Origin of the sequence: Streptomyces sp. NPDC059740 (assembly GCF_042733155.1) — a bacterium.
Lineage (GTDB): Bacteria > Actinomycetota > Actinomycetes > Streptomycetales > Streptomycetaceae > Streptomyces.
Genome location: NZ_JBHWGP010000033.1, coordinates 26,944 through 46,845, shown reverse-complemented (window position 1 = coordinate 46,845; position 19,902 = coordinate 26,944). Strand labels below are relative to the sequence as shown.

Annotated in this window: 17 protein-coding genes, 2 pseudogenes and 1 riboswitch; of the genes and pseudogenes, 10 read left to right on the top strand and 9 right to left on the bottom strand. The window is 73.6% G+C overall.

Going from position 1 to position 19,902, the window contains the following annotated elements; genetic code table 11:
* Positions 1-10: 10 nt before the first annotated feature.
* Positions 11-1,408: an MFS transporter gene (locus ACFV3R_RS27830; RefSeq protein WP_385588848.1), complete on the top strand. Its 1,398-nt coding sequence runs from the start codon at positions 11-13 to the stop codon at positions 1,406-1,408.
* Positions 1,409-1,460: 52 nt separating this feature from the next.
* The gene (locus ACFV3R_RS27825; protein ID WP_385588846.1) at positions 1,461-2,390 is read left to right on the top strand and encodes a LysR family transcriptional regulator; all 930 of its coding nucleotides are present in this window, start codon (positions 1,461-1,463) and stop codon (positions 2,388-2,390) included.
* A 75-nt stretch (positions 2,391-2,465) separates the two neighbouring features.
* Here ACFV3R_RS27825 and ACFV3R_RS27820 read toward each other — a convergent pair whose 3' ends face one another.
* The 6 genes and pseudogenes from ACFV3R_RS27820 to ACFV3R_RS27795 all read right to left on the bottom strand — a co-directional run bounded on the left by ACFV3R_RS27820 (position 2,466) and on the right by ACFV3R_RS27795 (position 7,348).
* On the bottom strand, positions 2,466-3,593 hold the full coding sequence (locus ACFV3R_RS27820; protein WP_385588844.1) for an LLM class flavin-dependent oxidoreductase: 1,128 nt from the start codon (positions 3,591-3,593) through the stop codon (positions 2,466-2,468).
* Positions 3,594-3,857: 264 nt separating this feature from the next.
* Positions 3,858-4,055: pseudogene (locus ACFV3R_RS27815) on the bottom strand (LLM class flavin-dependent oxidoreductase); the annotation flags it as partial.
* Positions 4,052-5,425, bottom strand: coding sequence for an NtaA/DmoA family FMN-dependent monooxygenase (locus ACFV3R_RS27810; RefSeq protein ID WP_385588842.1), 1,374 nt, complete (start codon positions 5,423-5,425; stop codon positions 4,052-4,054). The gene ACFV3R_RS27810 and the pseudogene ACFV3R_RS27815, both read right to left, overlap by 4 nt.
* An 18-nt stretch (positions 5,426-5,443) precedes the next feature.
* Complete coding sequence (locus ACFV3R_RS27805; protein ID WP_385588840.1) at positions 5,444-6,652, bottom strand: LLM class flavin-dependent oxidoreductase; 1,209 nt, start codon at positions 6,650-6,652, stop codon at positions 5,444-5,446.
* Positions 6,653-6,723: 71 nt separating this feature from the next.
* The gene (locus ACFV3R_RS27800) at positions 6,724-7,044 is read right to left on the bottom strand and encodes a putative leader peptide (RefSeq protein WP_385588838.1); all 321 of its coding nucleotides are present in this window, start codon (positions 7,042-7,044) and stop codon (positions 6,724-6,726) included.
* A 169-nt stretch (positions 7,045-7,213) separates the two neighbouring features.
* Positions 7,214-7,348, bottom strand: coding sequence for a hypothetical protein (locus tag ACFV3R_RS27795; protein WP_385588836.1), 135 nt, complete (start codon positions 7,346-7,348; stop codon positions 7,214-7,216).
* A gap of 154 nt (positions 7,349-7,502) precedes the next feature.
* A riboswitch (SAM riboswitch) is annotated at positions 7,503-7,649 on the top strand.
* 213 nt (positions 7,650-7,862) lie between these two features.
* On the opposite strand from ACFV3R_RS27795, the gene ACFV3R_RS27790 reads away from it, so the two are divergent.
* From ACFV3R_RS27790 to ACFV3R_RS27765, 6 genes and pseudogenes are all read left to right on the top strand, one after another.
* The gene (locus ACFV3R_RS27790) at positions 7,863-8,645 is read left to right on the top strand and encodes a glutathione S-transferase C-terminal domain-containing protein (RefSeq protein ID WP_385588834.1); all 783 of its coding nucleotides are present in this window, start codon (positions 7,863-7,865) and stop codon (positions 8,643-8,645) included.
* Between the two features lie 214 nt (positions 8,646-8,859).
* A pseudogene (locus ACFV3R_RS27785) lies at positions 8,860-9,328 on the top strand (iron chelate uptake ABC transporter family permease subunit); the annotation flags it as partial.
* A gap of 60 nt (positions 9,329-9,388) precedes the next feature.
* Positions 9,389-10,108: a GntR family transcriptional regulator gene (locus ACFV3R_RS27780; protein WP_385588832.1), complete on the top strand. Its 720-nt coding sequence runs from the start codon at positions 9,389-9,391 to the stop codon at positions 10,106-10,108.
* 74 nt (positions 10,109-10,182) lie between these two features.
* Positions 10,183-11,184 (top strand): ADP-ribosylglycohydrolase family protein, encoded by a 1,002-nt coding sequence (locus ACFV3R_RS27775; protein ID WP_385588830.1) that lies wholly within the window; start codon positions 10,183-10,185, stop codon positions 11,182-11,184.
* Positions 11,185-11,255: 71 nt separating this feature from the next.
* Positions 11,256-12,752, top strand: a complete 1,497-nt coding sequence (locus ACFV3R_RS27770) for a purine-cytosine permease family protein (RefSeq protein WP_385588828.1) — start codon at positions 11,256-11,258, stop codon at positions 12,750-12,752.
* Positions 12,749-13,708: a PfkB family carbohydrate kinase gene (locus ACFV3R_RS27765; protein WP_385588826.1), complete on the top strand. Its 960-nt coding sequence runs from the start codon at positions 12,749-12,751 to the stop codon at positions 13,706-13,708. Before ACFV3R_RS27770 ends, ACFV3R_RS27765 begins: the two co-directional genes overlap by 4 nt.
* A gap of 147 nt (positions 13,709-13,855) precedes the next feature.
* Here the strand turns inward: ACFV3R_RS27765 and ACFV3R_RS27760 are convergent, their stop codons facing one another.
* Positions 13,856-14,548 (bottom strand): CatB-related O-acetyltransferase, encoded by a 693-nt coding sequence (locus ACFV3R_RS27760; RefSeq protein ID WP_385588824.1) that lies wholly within the window; start codon positions 14,546-14,548, stop codon positions 13,856-13,858.
* A gap of 344 nt (positions 14,549-14,892) precedes the next feature.
* Here ACFV3R_RS27760 and ACFV3R_RS27755 point away from each other — a divergent pair, with 344 nt between their 5' ends.
* On the top strand, positions 14,893-15,471 hold the full coding sequence (locus tag ACFV3R_RS27755; RefSeq protein WP_385588822.1) for a cupin domain-containing protein: 579 nt from the start codon (positions 14,893-14,895) through the stop codon (positions 15,469-15,471).
* 230 nt (positions 15,472-15,701) lie between these two features.
* On the opposite strand, the gene ACFV3R_RS27750 is transcribed toward ACFV3R_RS27755, so the two are convergent.
* Positions 15,702-16,949, bottom strand: a complete 1,248-nt coding sequence (locus ACFV3R_RS27750; protein ID WP_385588820.1) for an MFS transporter — start codon at positions 16,947-16,949, stop codon at positions 15,702-15,704.
* Between the two features lie 517 nt (positions 16,950-17,466).
* Positions 17,467-18,483 (bottom strand): zinc-dependent alcohol dehydrogenase family protein, encoded by a 1,017-nt coding sequence (locus tag ACFV3R_RS27745; RefSeq protein WP_385588818.1) that lies wholly within the window; start codon positions 18,481-18,483, stop codon positions 17,467-17,469.
* Between the two features lie 256 nt (positions 18,484-18,739).
* On the opposite strand from ACFV3R_RS27745, the gene ACFV3R_RS27740 reads away from it, so the two are divergent.
* On the top strand, positions 18,740-19,633 hold the full coding sequence (locus ACFV3R_RS27740; RefSeq protein WP_385588816.1) for a helix-turn-helix transcriptional regulator: 894 nt from the start codon (positions 18,740-18,742) through the stop codon (positions 19,631-19,633).
* Positions 19,634-19,902 lie beyond the last annotated feature (269 nt).

Sequence of the window (19,902 nt, the reverse complement as noted above, 5' to 3'; positions counted from 1 at the left end):
GGAGGCGCGTATGCCCACCTGGAACACCGGCGCCACGACGACCGAGGCCGCGGCGGCCACGGACGTGGTGTCCCTGCGCAGAAGAGTTGCCGCCGGCGCCATCGGCGTATTCGTGCACTGGTTCGACTGGGCCGCCTACGCCTACCTTGCCGGCACCGTCGCGACCGTGTTCTTCCCGGCCGAGGACAGCACCACCGGGCTGCTCGCCGTCTTCGGCGTGTTCGCGGTGTCCTTCGGCATCCGGCCGATCGGCGCCATGGTCTTCGGGCCGCTCGGCGACCGTATCGGCCGCAAGCGCACCCTGTCGCTGGTCATCTTCCTGATGTCCGGCGCGACCCTGACGATCGGCCTGCTCCCCGGCTACGGGACGATCGGCATCGCGGCTCCCGTGCTCCTGCTGGTGCTGCGTCTGGTCCAGGGCTTCGCCGCGGGCGGCGAGTTCGGCAGCGCGGCCAGCTTCCTCGCCGAGAGCGCACCCCGGCGCCGCCGCGGGTTCGGGGTCAGCTGGCTGGAGGTCGGCTCGCTGCTGGGCTTCCTCGCCGGCTCCTTCGTCTTCCTGCTGCTGTCGGCGGGGCTCGACGAGGCTCAGCTCACCTCCTGGGGCTGGCGCATCCCCTTCCTGGTCTCCGCGCCGCTCGGTGTCATCGGCTTCGTCATCCGCAACAAGATCGAGGACACCCCCGAGTACCAGGCCCTCGAAGCCAGCGGGACCGTCCCCCGCAGCCCCGTGCGGGAACTGTTCCGTTCGGAGAAGCGCCGGTTGCTGCAGGCGGCGGGCCTGATGACCGCCATGCACGTGCCCTTCTACATGGTGCTGACGTACCTGGTCACCTACGAGACCGACCACCTGGGACGCTCGTCCGACAGCGCCGCCCTGCTGTCCACGGTGATCTCGCTGCTCGGGCTGGTCCTCGTCCCGGCGTTCGGCTACCTGTCCGACCGGGTGGGGCGCAAAGCGGTCTTCGTCGGAGCGACGGTGGCCCTCCTGGTCCTCTCCGCCCCCGCCTTCCTCCTCATGCGGACCGGGTCGGCGGGGACCTGGGTCGCGGGGCTGCTGCTCGGCGTGGTCCTCGCCGCGATCCTCGGCACCTACGCGGTGTGGTCGGCGGAGATCTTCCCCACCCGCACCCGCCAGAGCGGCCTGTCCATCGCCTACAACGTCACCGCCGCCCTCTTCGCCGGCACGGTCCCGTACCTGATGACCGTGCTCATCTCCGCGACCGGCAGCACCCTGGTCCCGGGCTTCTACATGATGCTGTTCGCCGTCGGCGGCCTGGTCGCCGCCCTGTCCCTGAAGGAGACCGCGGGCTCCCCCCTGCTGCGCCCCGAGGACGTGTCCGCCCCGGCCGCCCCCGACATGCCGGAGGGGACCGCCGAGGAGGTGCCGGGCCGGGCGCCTGCACGGTAGGGGTCGCCGCATAGGGTCGGAGCACCCGTATCGCCAGGCTCAGGGGTCACTCATGACGTCACCGGTGGGCTTCACCCTCGTCCAGCTCCGCTACTTCCTCGTCGCCGCGGAGTGCGGTTCCATGACGACGGCCTCGGCCGAGCTGAACATCGCGCAGTCCGCGGTGTCCGCTGCCGTGCACAACCTGGAACGCGACCTGCGGGTGCAGCTCTTCATCCGCCGCCGGGGCCGGGGGCTGGTCCTGACACCGGCCGGGGAGCGGCTGCAGCACCAGGCTCGCGAGCTGCTGGCCCGGGCGCGCGAGGTCGAGGGCGAGGCCCGCGGCAGCGGGGAGACGCTGTCGGGGCCGGTGACCGTCGGGTGCTTCGTCACGCTGGCCCCGTTCTACCTGCCCGCCCTGTTCCGGGCGTGCACCCGGCACTACCCGGGCATCGAGATCGACGTGGTGGAGGCGGAGGCCGAGCAACTGCGCCAGGCCCTGCACGCCGGACGGATCGACTTCGCCCTCACCTACGACCTCGGCCTGTCCCCGCAGTTCGCGGAGGACGGGGAGACGATCGCCCGCTTCCCGGCCTACGCCATCGTCGCGGCCGGCCACCGGCTGGCCGAGCGCGGCACGGTGGAGCTCGCCGAACTCGCCGCCGAGCCGCTGGTCCTGCTCGACCTGCCCTACACCCGCGACTACTTCCGCGCACTGGTGGCGGGCAGCGGTACCGCCCCGGATGTGCGGTACCGCACCCAGAGTTACGAGACGGTCCGTTCGATGGTGGCGGAGGGCCTCGGCTACTCGGTGCTCAACCAGCGTCCGGCGACCCGCAGCACCTACGCCGGCGGAGAGGTGGTGGAGCTGGAACTCCGGGACGGGCGCGCGCCCCTGGAACTCAAACTGGCGACGGTCCAGGGAGTGACGCAGACCGCCCGGGCCAGAGCGGTCATGGAGCTGCTGCGGGGGATCGCCAGGGAACGCAGCGCAACGGCCTGAGGCGGACGGGCGTACGCCCGCCGTCCCGACCGGCTCGGCGCCGGGCTGGTCGGGGCGGCCGCTGCCGACGTCCGCTCACCTCCTGCGCCACTCCCGGGCCAACAGCTCGTAGGACCGCACGCGGTCGGCGTGGTCGTGGGTGATGGTGGTGATCAGCAGTTCGTCCGCCCCGGTGGCCTCCTGGAGAAGGGCCAGTTGGTCGGCGACCGCACCCGGGGAACCGACGAACCGGGTGTCGAGGCGGTCCTGCACCAGCGCCTGGTCCGCATCCGACCAGGCGTGGGCGCGTGCCTCGTCCGGGGTGGGGAACGGGATGGCGCCCTCGGCGGTGCGGATGCTGCGGACCCAGAGGCCGTAGCCGGTGGCGAGTTCGCGGGCGGTCTCCTCGTCCGCGGCGACCACGACGTCCGCGGACACGCTGACGTACGGCTGGTCCAGGGCCGCGGAGGGCTGGAAGGCGGCGCGGTAGCCCGTGACCGCCGCCAGCACCGTCCCCGGGCTGACGTGGTAGTTCGCTGCGAACCGCAGACCGTTGCGGCCCGCCGCTTCGGCGCTCTCCCCGCCACTGCTGCCCAGTATCCAGACCTCGACCTCGGCGCCCTCCCCCGGTACGGCGTGGGCCTCGATGCCGTCCGCGGAACGGTAGGTGCCCGCCAGCAGCGCCAGGATGTCGTCGATCTGCTCGCCGTAGGGCTGCGCCTCGGCGTGCGGCTGGCGCAGCAGCTTCTGCTGGAGTGCGACACGCGGCGAGCCGCGCAGGTGCGCGAGGGAGAAGGGGGGTGGGATGCGCAGTCCGTTCGGTGCGCGGTCGTCGACGACGGGGCTCGTGGTCGGGGGTGGTGCGGCGGGCGTGGCGGGGGGCCGGCCGCCGGAGCGACCGAGTCCCAGGTCGAGGCGGCCGGGGTGCAGGGCGTCGATCAGGCCGAACTCCTCGACCGTGGACAGGGCGGTGCGGTGGCCGAGTTGCACGGCGCCGGAGCCGAGCCGGATGGTGGAGGTCGCGGCGGCGGTCAGGGCGAGGACGACGGCCGGTGAGGTGCCGGCCACCCCCGGGTTGAGGTGGTGCTCGGCGTACCAGTGGCGGGCGTACCCGAAGCGCTCGGCCTGCCGGGCCAGGTCGACGGAGTTGTGCAGCGCCTCGGTGGCGGTGGATCCGGACGGGATCGGGACCAGGTCCAGGACGCCGAGGGGGATGTCGGACACGGGGGCTCCTCAGCGGTCGGTGGTCGGGGCGTGGAGGGCGGGCGCGGGGCCCGCGGGGGCGGGGCTCCACGGGAACAGCAGGTCGGGGATCTCGCGGCGCAGCACCGGCGCGACGTCCGACCGGAAGAGTGCGAGGGAGTCCAGGTGCTGCCGGCTGGTGGGTCCTCCCGCGTCCGCGGGGACGTCCGGCAGGGCGTGCCCGAACCGTTGGAGGTGGCAGTGCCCCTTCTCGACGAGCTGCGCGGGGCTGCCGACCAGTGCCGGGCTGAGGACGACGGGCGGCGGGGAGGAGGGGAGAAAGGGGCGCTCGTGCCGCTCCCCCACCCCGAAGCTGTCGGAGCCCGGTTCCCCGGTGAGGAACGCGTTGTCGAGAACCTCGCGGAAACGGTCCCGGGTGGGTTCGCGGACGCCCGTCACCGGGTCCGGGGCGTGCACGACCGGGGTGATGGCGAGGATCTTCACGACGCTGCCCGTTCCCGGCGCGCGGCGTCGGGGTGCGCCAGGCCGAGGTGGTCTCGCAGGGTGCTGCCCTCGTACTCCGTGCGGTGGACGCCGCGTTCCTGGAGGAGCGGGACGACCTTGTCGGCGAAGGGGTCGAGGCCGCCCGGGGTGATGTGCGGGACGAGGATGAAGCCGTCGCTGACGTCGGCCTGGACGAACTCGTCGATGGTCCGGGCCACGGTCTCCGGAGAGCCGACGAAGTTCTGCCGGTTGCCGGTCTCGATGACCAGGTCGCGGATCGACCAGTTGTTGGCGGCGGCACGTTCCCGCCATTCGCGGGCGGTGGCCAAGGGGTCGCGGTACATCCTCACCTGGGCACGGCCGCGGGCGACGGTGTGCTCGCCGGGGTCGGGGTCGATGTCGGGGAGCGGCCCGTCGGGGTCGTAGGCGGACAGGTCCCGGTTCCAGACGAACTCCAGGTGTTTGATGGCCGTGGCCCCGCTCACCTGCCGGCGGCGCACCTCGCGGGCCAGTTCCTCCGCCTCGGCGTCGGTGTCGCCCAGGACGAAGCTCGCGGCGGGCAGGACGAGCAACTGGTCCGGCGTGCGGCCGTACTTGGCGAGGCGCCCCTTGACGTCCGCGTAGAAGGCCCTCCCCTCCTTGAGGGTGGCGTGCCGGCTGAAGATGGCGTCGGCGCTCGACGCGGCGAACTCCCGCCCTTCGTCGGAGTCCCCGGCCTGGAAGATCACCGGGCGCCCCTGCGGGCTGCGGGGGACGTTGAACTGCCCGTGGATGTCGAAGTGCTGCCCGGTGTGGACGAAGGACCCGGCCTTGGCGTCACTGAGGAAGGTGCCGGTGACGGGGTCGGCGGTGATCTCGTCGCCGCGCCAGGAGTCGAAGAGTTCGTTGGCGGTGGTGAGGAACTCCTCGGCGCGCGAGTAGCGCTCGTCCTGCGGGAGGAAGCCTCCGCGTCGGAAGTTCTCACCGGTGAAGGCGTCCCAGGAGGTGACCACGTTCCAGGCGGCGCGTCCGGCGGAGAGGTGGTCGAGGCCGGCGAACTGACGGGCCACCTCGTACGGCTCGTTGAAGGTGGAGTTGATGGTGCCGGTCAGGCCGAGGTGTTCGGTGACGGCGGCCAGGGCGGCGAGGACGGTGAAGGTGTCGGGGCGTCCCACGACGTCCAGGTCGTAGATCCTGCCGCCCTGCTCGCGCAGCCGCAGTCCCTCCGCGAGGAACAGGAAGTCGAACTTCGCGCGTTCGGCGGTCCGGGCGAAGTGCGCGAAGGAGCTGAACTCGATGTGGCTGCCGGCCTCGGGGTCGCTCCAGACGGTGGTGTTGTTGACGCCGGGGAAGTGTGCCGCGAGGTGGATCTGCTTGAGCTGCTTGCTCATGGTGGATGTCCTTCGGGCTCAGGAGGTGGCGGCGTAGCGGTTGGCGGGGCGGGAGAGCCCGAGCAGGCCGCGCAGGGTGTCGGCCTCGTAGGCGCGTCGGAAGACGCCGCGGCGCTGGAGTTGCGGGACCAGGCCACGGGTGATCGCCGGGAGGTCGTGACCGGCTACGGCGGGCCGCAGCCGGAAGCCGGAAAGCCCGGCTGACTGCAACTCCTGCAGGTGATCGGCTAGTTGGGTCGGCGACCCGGTGAAGGCCGGGGTGTCGCCGGTGTACGGGGTGCCGGCGAGGGCGTCCAGGCGCGCCCGGCGGGCGGCGGCCTCGGCGGGGTCGTCGTCGAGGAAGACCAGCAGGTCGCCGAAGACGTGGAGGGGCTGGTCCGCGCGCTGGGCCTTCTCCTGTTCAGCGCGGATCCGGGCGACGATCGCGCGGGCGTGGTCGGTGTCGTGCGCGGTGACGTAGCCGACGTCCGCGGCACGGGCCACCAGCCGGTACGCGGCGGGGCCGTGTGCGAGGGCACTGACGATCGGCTGCCCCTGGGGTGGGCGGGGCGTGATCGAGGGGCCTCTGACGTGGAAGTACCTGCCCTCGAAGTCGATGTAGTGCAGCTTGTCGCGGTCGATGAAGCGCCCGGTGGCGGCGTCCCTGATCTCCGCGTCGTCCTCCCAGCTGTCCCACAGCCGGCGCACGACCTCCACGTGGTCGGCCGCCTCGTCGAGGAGTTCGCGCACGACCTCCTGCCCGGCAGGGGTGTCGTACCCCTCGGCGGGGAGCGGCGGGATCGTCCGGCGTCCGAAGTGCGCGGCTTCGTTCGGGCGGGCGGTGACCTGCACGCGCAGGCCGGCGCGGCCGGTGCTCACGTGGTCGAGGGTGGCGATCGCCTTGGAGATGTGGAACGGCTCCGTGTGGGTGGCGACCACCGTGGGCACCAGGCCGATGCGTCGGGTCAGCGGGGCGACCCGCGCGGCGACGAGGACGGCGTCCAGGCGGCCGCGCACCTGGTCGGTGCGCTCGTCGGGGCCGGTGGGCGAGGAGGACTGGAGGCCGAGCCCGTCCTCGATGGTCACGAAGTCGAGCAGCCCGCGTTCGGCCTCGGTGACGAGGTCGGTCCAGTAGGCGGCGGTGAGCAGTTCGCGGGGGCGGGCGACGGGCTCGCGCCAGGCGGCCGGATGCCAGCCTGCGCCGTCGAGGGCGACGGCGAGGTGCAGCGGGGCGGGAGAGGGGGACATGGGGGTGACGCCTTCCTGATGGCCGTGCGGGAGAGCCGGCCCCGGTACGGGGGCGGCTGCGGGGGCGGCGGTCAGGGGCGACAGAGCGCGCCGGCCACGCGCAGCAGGTCGATGTGGTGCCGGGAGTACAGGTGGAGGCGGGGCGGGGCGGGTTTCACGGCGTGGTGGCGGGACGCGGGCCGCACGTGCCGTGCCTGCGCGTCTGCGGCCCGGTGGTCCCGGGCACCGTGCCGGTCTGGCGCGCGGCTCCCCGGTGGGTGGCCGACCGCTCGTCGGCGGGCACCGCTACCCGACTGCGCCGTTCCCTCCCGCTGTCGGGCGTCCTCTTCGCGGAGGCCGGGGCCTGCGGTGGGGCGCCGGCCCGGCGGACACGGCGGAACCGGGAGATGCATGGACAGCTCCAGCGGACTCGGACAGCCCGGACCACGCGGGTGGTCGGCGCCGCGCCGAGCGGCAAAGGGCTCGGCGGAGGCGAGGCGACCGGTACACGTGGAACGGGGGCTGGGCGGGGAGGGGGCAGCACACCGCGACGGCGGTGGTCAGCGCGGGCTCAGAGAGTCGTCAGTCCCGGCAGTGGGCAGGACGGGCGGCCGTACAGAGGGCGCTGTTGACGCGCAGCAGGTCGACCGAGCGGTCCGAGCACAGCAGGACGCGGCCGGGGCGCTGTCGCGCGGCCTTTCCGTCAACTGCGTACATCGCCGTCACCGTCATTTCTCCGGCCTGGGTCCTGTCGTGGGACGCCGCCAGTCAGTCATGCCCTCGGGGGAATGTCAACGCGTATGCCCATCACTTGAGACCGTGCGCACGGCTTCTTGACGGCGTCACGGAGCGCACCGAAACTGGCGTGGACGGTCACGATTGTCAGCGCCCACGCCGCGGGTTCACCCCCGCTGATGTGGTCATCGGCCCCGGCCCGCTGGCAGGCAACCCTTCCGCCGCGACGGGGTGCCCCGGGTGACGACCGGGTCCCGCCGGTGCGGTGGGGCAAGCGTGGTCTCGCGTCTCGCGAGCCCCGAGGGTGAGACGGGCGGGCAATGCCCAGGAGTGACTTGACGAGGCGCTTGCACATCGATCTGTCGCGGGTCTCCAGCGCGTACTGATCCGCCGCCGGTTCGTCGTCGCGGACCGCTGCGAGCAGCGCAGTCGCTCCGCATTCGGCCGCCGGCGCCCCCGAGGCGGCGGTGGCTTCCTCGTTTCCCAAGGGAGAGTCATGCCCGAGACAGCTACGCGCGGCGCCGGGACGGCCGACGCCGTTCACCGGCAACCGAGTACGTCCGCCACTCGGCCCCACCCGGGGGCTTCGGCGGGCGCCCGGCTGCCACACGTCCTGCGAGGCCGGATCGGCATCGGCCTGGCAGGCGGCTTCTATCCGGAACCGCACCGCTACGACCTGTTCCTGTCGGAGAGTTGTCCGCACTCACTGCGCATCTCGATCACTCTGGACCTGCTCGGTCTCGACGGCGCGATCGCCACCACCGTCCTGACGCGCCCCGGCGACGCCCCCGACGCCTTCGCGGCGCTGCGCCACGCGTACGAAGCCACCCTGCACCACTACGACGGACCCCTCACCGCGCCCGCGCTGCGCGACCGCTGGAGCGGGCGCATCGTCAGCAACCACACCCCGGACATCCTCCGCGACCTCGCGGGGCCGCTCTCCGGCCACGACGGGGACCGCCCCTCGCGCCTGCGCCCGCCGCACCTGGCCGCAGCGGCCGAAGCCGTCGGTGAGGCGCTGGAACTGCACCTCTCCCCTGCCGCCCGCCCCGGTGAACAGCGTGCGGCACTGGATATGTGGGAGCGCCGGCTCACCGGGCAGCCCTACGCGCTGGGCGGGGAGCTGACGGCTGCGGACGTGGACCTGTGGGTGGCGCTCGTCCACCTCGGCCCACCCGGCACCCTCTGCTCGCACGTCCGGCTCCGGGACTATGTCCGCCGCCTCGGAGAGCACCCGTCCTTCCGGGGCAGGACCGTCGCGGCGCCCTGCACGGTGTGAGGACCACGCCGCGCGTCCGGGCCGCGCCAGGCCGGTCCCTGCGGCCGGCGCTCACCGGCTCCGGCTCCACCGGGAAGTGCGGCAGGCGAGGGCCGAGCCCGGCACCGGGAGGGAAAACCCGTCCTGCGGCCCGGTGCCGGGCGTTCCGGTGTCCGCGGCGTCAGGGCGCTCCGGCGCGCCGTGCCCTCCCCGGCGCAGGCCGTCTCCCCCATCCATCCTGGACACCCGGGTCCCGCGGGCCCCGGCCGCGCTGCCGGCGGGGCCGCGCCGGCGCCGGCCGGCACGCTGGTGCAGGCGGCGACCCGCAACCCGCTGGTCGAGCCCGGGGTTCCGGGCGTCTCCGGCGGCGGCGGCGCGCGGTGCGGTGCTCCTGACCACCTCCCTGCCGGCAGCCGGCCCCTGGGGGCTGGCGGCTGCGTCCGCGGTGGGCTCGGCCGTGCGGCCCTGCTGGTCTTCGGGCTCTCCGCACGGAACGGCTTCCGCCACGACCGGCTGGTGCTGGTCGTGCCGGGGTGTCCGCGGCGGCGGCCGTGATCGGCCTGCTCCTCGTGGTCACCGACCCGTTCAGCGCGACCAAGGCACTGATCCGGCTGTCCGGCTCCACCTACGGGCGCGCGTCTGCGGCCGTCCTGCGCCGGACACTTCCCGTTCGGACCGGCACGGCAGGGCCGGCAGCAGGCCGGGGCCGGAGCCTGTGACCCGGACAACAGACAGGTCCAGACAGGTTGACTTACGGTGTGGACATGTCTGCACAGGCGCGCAAGCATCAGCGGGTGGCCCGCATCCTGGGTCACGAGATCAGGGCCGGGGCGCTGCGGTCCGGCAGCCGGCTGCCCGGTGAGCACTCCCTGACCGAGCGGTTCGCGGTGAGCCGGACCACGGTCCGCGAGGCGCTGCGGGAGCTGGCCGAGGAGGGGCTGATCAGCACCCACCCCGGGATCGGCTCCTTCGTCACCTTCGACGGCGCGCCGCTGGACAACCGGCACGGCTGGACCCAGTCCCTGACCGAGCAGGGCACCGGACTCACCACGGCCCTGCTCCGGCTGGAGGTCGTCCAGGACGCCGAGCTCGGGGGGCGGCTGAACCTGCCCACCACCGCCTTCCTGGCCGTCGACCGGTTGCGGTCGCTGCCCGACGGCACCCCGGTGTCGTTGGAGCGCAGCCGCGTACCGTGCCACCCCGGCCTGGAGGACGTCCCGGCCGGCGGTCTGGTCGACGACTCGCTGACCGCCACCCTTGCGGCGGCCGGTCTCGTCGTGGCCTCCGGTGAACAGGCGGCGACCGCCGTGCCCCTGGAGGAGGAGGACGCGCGGCTCCTGGGGCGCGCACCCGGCGTCTCCTTCCTGCGGGTGCGACGCATCGGCAGGCTGCCCACCGGCGACCCCGTCGAGCACGTCGTCAGCCTCCTGGACCCCGCCCACTTCGAACTCCGCACCCGCTTCGGCGAGCCCGACGCGCCCTGACCCGCGCCGGCGCCTCCCGCACCCACCGGCCGTCCCCGCGCGGCCGTCCCCCCGAGCACAGGAACCACAGCACCATGAACGACCCCCGCACCGACCGTGCCCTCGGCGCCCTCTACGGGCTGGCCCTGGGCGACGCCCTCGGCATGCCGACCCAGATCATGTCCCGCGCCGCCATCACCGCCCGTTTCGGGCGGGTGACCGGCTTCGAAGCCGGCCCCGAGGACAACCCGGTGGCGGCCGGGATGCCGGCGGGCAGCGTCACCGACGACACCGACCAGGCCGTCATCGTCGGCCGGCTCCTGGTGGAGTCCGCCGGCCGCCTCGACCCCACCGTGCTGGCCCGTGCCCTGATCGAGTGGGAGCAGGAGATGCGGGCCAAGGGCTCTTCGGACCTGCTCGGCCCGTCCACCAAGGCGGCCCTGGACGCGGTGACCCGCGGGGTGCCCGTCTCCGAGACCGGGCGCACCGGCACCACCAACGGTGCCGCGATGCGCGTCACCCCGGTGGGCGTCGCCTTCCGGCACCTCCCGCTCGAGCACTTCGTCGACCGGGTCGTGGACTCCTGCCAGGTCACCCACGACACCACCATCGGCATCGCGGGGGCCGCAGCCGTCGCCGCCGCGGTCAGCGCCGCCGTGGACGGCGCCGGCCTGGTCCAGGCGATGGACGCCGCCGAGAGCGCCGCGGCCGCCGGTGCGCGCCGGGGGCACTGGGTCGCCGGAGCCGACATCGCCGCCCGCATCGGCTGGGCCCGACGCCTGGTCGCCGGGCTCCCCGTGGACGAGGCGGTGGACGTCATCAGCGAGCTGATCGGCACCAGCGTCGCGAGTCAGGAGTCGGTTCCGGCCGCCTTCGCCGTGCTGACGGTCGCGGGCGACGACCCCTGGCAGGCGTGCCTGCTCGCGGCGAACCTCGGCGGCGACTGCGACACCATCGGCGCGATCGCCGGGGCGGTGTCGGGTGCCGTCGCCGGTCTGTCCGCGCTGCCCGCCGAGGCCGTGGCCACCCTGCGTTCCGTCAACGGCCTCGCGCTGGAACCACTCGCCGAAGCGCTTCTCGCCCTGCGCCCCGCGTGAGCCGAGAGGCCGGCCCCGCCCTCGGGAGCCCGTGCTCCTACCCCCACCTCGCCTCGTAAGGAGGTTCCGCCATGGCCGACTCAACGACGAGCGATCATGCCGGTGACCGTGTCGGCTCCGTCGAGACCCGTGGCATCGAACCGGTGCCCGACTCCGAACGGCACGGACGCGCGCGCCAGATGTTCTGGACCTGGTTCGCCGCCAACATCTCGCTCCTGGGACTGCCCCTGGGTGCCACCCTCGTGGCCTTCCGCGGCCTGAACATCTGGCAGGCCGTGGTCGTCGCGATCATCGGGGCGTTCGGCTCCTTCGCGCTGGTGGGTGCGTTGAGCATCGCCGGCAAGCGCGGTGGCGCCCCCGCCCTCACCCTCTCCCGGGCCGTGTTCGGCCGGCGCGGCAACACCGGCCCCACCCTGGTCACCTGGATCAGCCGGGTGGGGTGGGAGACGGTCAACACCACGACCGCCGCCTACGCGCTGCTCTCGCTGCTGGCCATCGTCTTCGGCGTGCACCGCAACACCGCGCTCACCCTGGTGTGCCTCCTGGTCTTCATCGCCTGCACCCTGCTGATCAGCGGCCTGGGCCACGCCACCATCATGTGGATCAACCGGTGGGCGACGTACGTCTTCGGCCTGCTCAACCTGGTGGTGATGGGCTTCCTCGCCGCCACCATCGACTGGGGCAGGGTCCTGCACGCCCCGGCCGCCCCGCTCAGCGCCGTCCTGGCCGGCGTCGGCGTGATCGCCGCGGGCACCGGCATCGGCTGGGCCAACGCGGGTGCCGACTACGCCCGTTACCTGCCCCGGAGCATTCCGGGCGGCCGTCTCGTCCTCGCCTCGGCGTGGGGAGCGGGCATCCCCCTGCTCCTGCTGATCTCGCTCGGTTCCCTGCTGGCCGCCGGTGACTCCACGCTCGCCTCGGCCTCCGACCCGGTCTCCGCCATCGACGCGCTGCTGCCGCCCTGGATGTCGGTGCCCTACCTGATCGCCGCGTTCGGCGGGCTGCTGCTCTCCAACCACCTCTCGGTGTACTCCGCCGGACTCACCCTGGTCACCCTCGGTGTGAAGGCCAAGCGCACGGTGGCCGTCGGTCTGGACGTGGTCGTCACCTTCGCGGGCGGCATCTACTTCATGCTGATCGCGAAGGACTTCTACGGCCCCTTCACCACGTTCCTGACCATCCTGGCCGTCCCCATCACCGCGTGGGTCGGGGTGTTCGCCGTGGACATGCTGCGCCGGCGGGACTACGACGGCCCCGAGCTGATGCGCTCCGGCCGCTCGGGCCGCTACTGGTACAACGGCGGGTTCGCCTGGTCCGCCTGCACCGCCTGGGCGCTGGCGATCGTCGTCGGGTTGCTGCTCACCGAGGCCCGGACGAGCGAGAGCGACGTCTGGTTCTCCGGTCCGCTCTCCCACACCTGGCTGGGCGCCAACGGACTCGGCTGGGTGGTGACGTTCGCTGTGGCGGCCCTCGCCTACGCCGCGCTCCGCCCCCTGGACCGTGCCGTGCGCGCCGAGACCGCCGTCCGCGAGACCGCCCCCGAGCCCCAGCAGAGGATCACCCTGTGAGTGCCCGACTCGTCCTGGCCGGCAACGTCATCGTCGACGTGGTGATGCGTGTGCCGCACCTCCCCGAGCGCGGTGGCGACGTCCGCGCCTCCCACACCGTGCAGGTCGTCGGCGGCGGCTTCAACGTCCTGGCGGCCGCCGCCAGGCTCGGTCTGCCCGCCGCCTACGGCGGTGTCCACGGCACCGGGCCCTACGGGGACCGGGTGCGCGCGGCCCTCGCCGGTGCCGGCGTCCCGACGCTGCTGCCGCCCCGGCCGGACGCCGACACCGGCTTCTGCGTCGCCCTCGTCGACGACGGGGGCGAGCGCACCTTCGCCACCGCCCCCGGCGCCGAGGGCACCTTCACCGGCCGGGACGCCGCGGGCCTCACGGCCGTCCTGCGGGAGGGGGACCTGGTCCAGCTGTCGGGGTACGGCCTGGCCTACCCGGACACCGCCGTGGCGCTCGCCGACTTCGCCGCGGCGCTGCCGGAGGGCGTCACCCTGTGCCTCGACCCGGGACCGCTGGTCGCCGACATCGCCGCCGGTCACCTGGCCCGCGTCCTGGCCCGCTGCGACTGGCTCAGCTGCAACCGGCGCGAGGCCGCACTGCTCACCGGCCTCACCGACGGCGCCGGCGCGACGGCGGCGCTGGCCCGGCGGGTGGCCCCCGGCGGCGGGGTGCTGGTCCGCGGCGACGTTGACGGGTGCTGGCTCGCCGAAGGGGACGCAGCCGTGGTCCACCTGCCCGGCCGGCCCGTCGAGGCGGTCGACAGCAACGGCGCGGGGGACGCGCATGTCGGGGCCTTCCTCGCCCTGCTCGGACGTGGCGCCACCCCGCAGGAGGCCGCCCGCGCCGCCAACACCGCGGCGTCGGTCGCCGTCACCCGGCGCGGCCCGGCCACCGGCCCGACACTCGCCGAACTGGCCGACGTCCTGGGACCGGAGGACCCCCTGCACGCCCTGCTGGTGCCCTGAGCCGCAGCTTCGCCGAGCCGATGCAGGAGATCCCCGCGGTCGTCTTCCCGGACCGGCTCGTGTTCGCCGGCTGGGGTGGGGCGACGGTCGCCACCGCGGACCGGCCGGTCGGTCCCAGGGACACGGGACGCCTCGTCCCGGGACCGTTCAGCGCTCGGTCGCGCTGCGGGGCGCCGCCTTGCGGGAGGCGTTCCCGCTGCGCCCAGGGGCCGCGTCCTCCAGCTCCGCGACGCTCCCCGACATGACCGTGCGCAGGTGCTCGGTGAGGTGTTCGACGGGCCAGTCCCACCAGGCCACGGCCAGCAGGCGGGCGACGTCCCGGTCGTCGTAGCGGGTGCGGAGCAGACGGGCCGGATTGCCGCCGGCCACACCGTAGTCGGGGACGTCCGCGGTGACCACGGAGCCGGCCGCGATGATCGCGCCGTGTCCGATCCGCACGCCGGGCAGCACCGTCACCCCGTGGCCGAACCAGACGTCGTTGCCCACCACGGTGTCCCCGCGGTTGGGCAGCTCGGTGATGAGGTCGAAGTGCTCGGCCCAGGAGCCTCCCATGGTGGGGAACGGGAACGTCGAGGGGCCGTCCATGCGGTGGTTGGCGCCGTTCATCAGGAACCGCACCCCGGTGCCCAGCGCGCAGAACTTCCCGATGACCAGCCTCTCCGGCCCGTAGTGGTACAGGACGTTGCGGGTCTCGAACGCCGTCGCGTCCTCCGGGTCGTCGTAGTACGAGTACTCGCCGACGTCGATCAGGGGCGAGGTGACGAGCGGCTTGAGCAGCACCACACGGGGGTGGTCGGGCATCGGGTGCAGGACGGTCGGGTCGGCGGGGAGCAGGGGCATGGCTCGGTGAGTCCTTCCGCGGACGTCGTGTTGCCGGGTGAGGCGGCCGGGGGCGGTTGCGGACGTCGCCACCCGTGACGGAGGCGCGAAAAAGACGGCGCCGGCCCGTACCCCCTTCCGTGATCCTGCCAGACCCCACCGCCCGCGGGGGCCGGACCGCCCTACCCCTCGAACAGCAGGGGCGGCAACGCGTGCACGTGGTGGTCCGTCTCCCCTCGCGCGCCCGCGGACCCGCCCCTCGCGGCAACGGCCCTGCCTTGACCCCTTCCGTCCCACTCTCTACGGTCAGCGCCACAAGACCGGCCCGCACCGCCGGCTGACGCCCTCCGACCAGCAGGAACACCATGCCTTCACAGCCCACTCCCCCGTCCGGCGCGGCCTCACCCGCGGAGCCCGGCACCACCCCCGGCCCCGACGCCTTCCACCCCGACCTGCCGGACCACGACCACGGCCAGGAGGGTGGCGAACTCCCGCTGCGCGCCCGGCTGCACCACGTCCGGGCCGACGCGCTGGACGGCGGCACCGCGCAGACGGGCGGGATGCGGCGGTTCGCCGCGATCAGCGGCAACACCGTCGGGTCGGAGCGGATCTGGATGGGCCAGACCCATGTCGCACCCGCCACCGCCTCCTCCAACCACCACCACGGCTCCTCCGAGACGGCGATCCATGTGGTCAAGGGCCACCCGGAGTTCGTCTTCCTCGACGACTCCACCGGAACACCGGAGGAGGTCCGCATCCGCACCTCCCCCGGCGACTACGTCTTCGTCCCGCCCTACGTTCCGCACCGCGAGGAGAACCCCAGCCCGGACGACGAAGCGGTCGTCGTGATCGCCCGCAGTACCCAGGAGGCGATCGTGGTCAACCTCCCCGAGCTGTACGTACTGGGCGGCGAGGACGCGCCGGGGGCGGGTGCCACGGCCTGAACGGCGGCGGGACGGGACGGCGGCACGGCAGTAGCGGGGCCGGGGCACCGCAGCCCGTCGGACATCGACCTCGGTAAGCCGAGGAGCGCCGGACCAGGGACTCCGACCCGCTGCGCGGCTGCGGCACGAGGCAGAGCGGAGGTCGTTGCCGGACGTCTCCGCGCGCCGACGCCGTCCCGCAGGGCACCGAGGCTCACCGTGCCGGGGCGGGTGCGAACCGGTGCCGACCGCTACTGGACGAGGTGGGCTTCGCCGTCGCACGCGCCGGCAGGAACTTTTTCCTGGGTGACGACCCGACCGGGCCGGGAGGTACCGAGGAGCGCGAGGGCGATGAGCGGCAGCAGCGTGAGGCCGGCAGAGACAGCGCCGACCAGGGCGGGTCCGGTCGCGCCGAGGGAGGAGTCCAGCGCCTTGCCGGCGAGCGCCGAGCCGACCGCGATGCCGGTGTTGTAGGCGGAGGTGGTCAGGGCCGAGGTGAGGGTGGGTGCGTCGCCGGCGAAGCGGACGGCGAGGGAGGTGAGCACCGGGTTGACGGTGAACCCGGCCAGCGACATCAGGAAGACCAGGGCGACGGCCGCGGCAGGACCGGTCGACAGCGGGACCAGCAGGAGCAGGGTCACGGCGGTGGCCGCGGCCGCGGTGACGGTCGTGGCCGTCGGGCGGCGGTCGCCCAGCCGGCCACCGATGGCCGTGCCGCCCAGGGCACCGGCGCCGAAGGCGGTCAGGACCAGCGGGACGGCGCCTGCCGGGATGCCGGCCCGGTCGGTGAGCAGCGGGGCGATGTAGGTGTAGGTCGCCAGGACACCTCCCATGATGAGGACGGCGGCGGCGAGCGCCAGCCACAGCCGGCCCTGCCGCAGCGCACCGGTCTCGGCCCGGGCCGACACCTCGGCGCGCTGCTCGACGGTGGGAACGAAACGGCCGACGAAGGCGGCGGCCAGGGCGGCGAGGACGGCAAGGGCCCAGAACGGGCCGCGCCAACCGGTGAACTGACCGGCGAAGGAGCCGATCGGTACCCCGACGACGTTGGCGAGCGTGAGGCCGCCCATCATCACCCCGACGGCGCGGGTGGCACTGCCCGGGCCCGCGGCAGCGGTGGCGATCACGAAACCCACGGCCCAGAAGGCACCGGTCGCCAGCGCGGTGAGGACCCGGGCGACGAGGACCACGGTGAAGGAGCCGCTGACGGCCGCGACGAGGTGACCGAGCGCGAACACGGACAGCGCCAGGACCAGCGTCCGGCGCTGGGGCAGGCGCAGCGTGGCCATGGCCATGGCCGGCCCGCCGACGATCATGCCGATGGCGAAGGCGGTGATCAGCAGGCCGGCGTGGGAGACGCTGACACCGAGGTCACTCGCCATCTCCGGCAGGAGGCCGGCGATGACGAACTCGGTGGTCCCCATCAGGAACGTGCCGGCGGCGAGCACCCAGACGACGAACGGCAGCTTGCCGGGAGTGCTTCCAGACTCGGAAGACATACGAGCGGTTACTCCTGGGACAGAAGGCGACTAGGGCAGAAGGCGATGGACAGGGCGGCGGCGGCAGCCCTGCCGGGGCCGGGGGCGGCCGCCGCTGCGGTTCCGCGTGCCGGGTACGGGGAACGACGCCGGCCGCGTCGGGGGGGGCGGCCTCGGAGGTGACGTGCCCGGCCTCGCGAGACGTGCGGTGCAGCCGTCGGTGGCCGAGGACGAACGGGCGGATTGCGGGTGGACGAGCCGTCGGTGCACGCGGTCGGGGCCGGCAGGAGTACTGCTGCCGCGAGAGAGGGGCCAGGCGTCGACGGCCGGCGTCATCGGGGAGTCGGCCACGTGGCGGCCGGGCAGGGCTCAGCGCTGCGGGAGCGGGGCGGGACACAGCGCCGGCCCGCCTCGGAGCTGCGGCCGTGACCGACCGCGGACCTCGGCGGACGCTGCCGGGAGCAGCAGGGTCACGCTGGGTGCAGGGCGGCTCTCCGGGGCCGGGCAGCGGGTGCCCGGCCCCGTTGGGTCCCGGGGGTCAGGGCATCAGCAGGGTCTTGACGGCGCGGCGCTCGTCCATCGCCCGGTAGCCCTCGGCGACCTGCTCCAGGGGCAGGGTGAGGTCGAAGACCCTGCCCGGGTTGATGCGGCCGCTCAGGACGCGGTCGATCAGGTCGGGCAGGTAACCGCGGACGGGGGCGGGGCCGCCGCGCAGGCCGACGTGGGAGAAGAACAGCTCCTGGCCGTCGATCGCCACGTCGTGGGGGACGCCGACGAAACCGACGTTGCCGCCGGGCCGCGCCGAGTGCAGCGCCTGCCGCATCGACTCGGCGGTGCCGACGCACTCCAGCACCGAGTCCGCGCCGATACCCTGGGTGAGGTCCTTGACACGGGCCACGCCCTCCTCGCCACGCTCGGCGATGATGTCCGTGGCGCCGAACTCGCGCGCCAGCTCCTGCCGGGAGGCGTGCCGGCTCATGGCGATGATCCGCTCGGCCCCCAGTTCCTTCGCGGCGATGACGCCGCACAGGCCCACCGCTCCGTCGCCGACCACGACAGCGGTGGAACCGGGCTTGACCTCGGCGGCGAGGGCGGCGTACCAGCCCGTCCCCATCACGTCCGAGACGGCGAGCAGGCTGGGCACGAACTCCTCAGCCGGGTGCTCGTCGGTGGCGACGAGCGAGCCCTGGGCGTTGGGGATGCGCACGTAGTCGGCCTGGCAGGTGCTCATGAACTCACGGTTCAGGCAGGAGGACTGCCAGCCGTTGCGGCAGTTCGCGCAGGTGTTGTCCGAGGTCGCGAAGGAGCCGACCACGAACTGGCCCGGCCTGACCGAGGTGACGCCGCTGCCGACCTCCTCCACCACCCCGACGTACTCGTGCCCCATGGGGTGGGGTTCCTCGACGGGCTCGATCCCGCGGTAGGGCCACAGATCCGAGCCGCACACACAGGTCGCGACGGTACGGATGACGGCATCGGTGGGGTTGACGATCTTCGGGTCGTCGAGGGTCTCGAAGCGCACGTCGCCGGGGGCGTGGATCACTGCTCCGCGCATGAGAGGTTCCTTAGCTGTTCAGGCGTCCGGTACGCGGCGGTACCGTCAGGCGCCGAGTGCGGTTGCGTGCCCGGGACGGAGCCGGCCTGCCGCCGCGTCCCGGAGCGGGTCCCCCCGCCTCCCACGTCACCGTGGTGAGGGCCGGGAAATGCCGCCACAACCAGGTAACCCGCTCCTCGCGCGGGTAACGAGTCACCGGCGAGGGGTGTACCAGCAGTACACCCCTGCGACCGCGTGCCGGGCGTACCGTCGAGGTGTGGACAACCGCGAAGAAGTCCGCGAGTTCCTCACCTCGCGACGAGCCAGGATCACTCCGGAGCGGGCCGGCCTGCCGGCCGGGCCCCGGCGACGCGTGCCCGGCCTGCGCCGGAGCGAGGTCGCCGCGCTGGCCGACGTCAGCGTCGAGTACTACGCCAAACTCGAACGCGGCAACCTCGCCGGCGTCTCCCCCGCCGTCCTCGAAGCCGTTGCCCGCGCCCTCCAGCTCGACGAGGCCGAACGCCGGCACCTGCTCCACCTTGCCTTGGCAGCGGACGGCACCGACACCCTCACCAGGCCCCGGCGGCGGCGTGCCAAGGGACAGTGGACGCCGCACCGCAGTCTCCAGTGGACCCTGGACGCCATCACCGACGCCCCCGCGTTCGTCCGCAACGGCCGCATGGACCTGCTCGCCGCCAACCAGCTCGCCCGCGCCTTCTACAGCGACGTCTACGACAGCAGCTGCCAACCGCCGAACTTCGCCCGCTTCCACTTCCTCGACCCTGTCTCCCGCCGCTTCTACCCCGACTGGGACCAGGCCGCCGACATCGCCGTGGCCATCCTGCGCACCGAAGCCGGTCGCAACCCGCACGACAAGGACCTGCACGACCTGGTGGGTGAGCTGTCCACCTGCAGTGAGGAGTTCCGTACCCGCTGGGGCGCGCACAACGTCCGCCTCCACGGCACCGGGACCAAGCGTTTCCACCACTCGGCCGTGGGCGACCTCACTGTCGCCTACGAGGGCCTGGAACTGGCCGCCGAACCCGGCCTCACCCTCACCGTCTACACCGCCGAACCTGGCACCCCCTCCGCAGAAGGACTACGCCTCCTGGCTTCCTGGGCCGCCACCCAGGAGACCGGGCAGAAGCCCGACCCCCTGGCGGTCGACTGACCCCGCACCGCGACCGCCCGGCGTCGGCGGCGCCGGCAACGGGCCCTGCGACCGGAGTGCGGCCGCCGACTGCGGCAGGAAGATCGACAGCGGTGCGGCTGGCGGGACTGCTGGGAAGGCAGTGCCTGGTGCGCCACCGTCGGCGGGTGGACATTCCGGCCGCCGAAGAGGCGCGGACCGTTTCCGCCGACGGGTGAGATGCGGCGTTCTGTCCCTCGGACACCGGGCGTGACCTGGGATTCCTTTCTCCTAAACCCTTCCGGAGACGA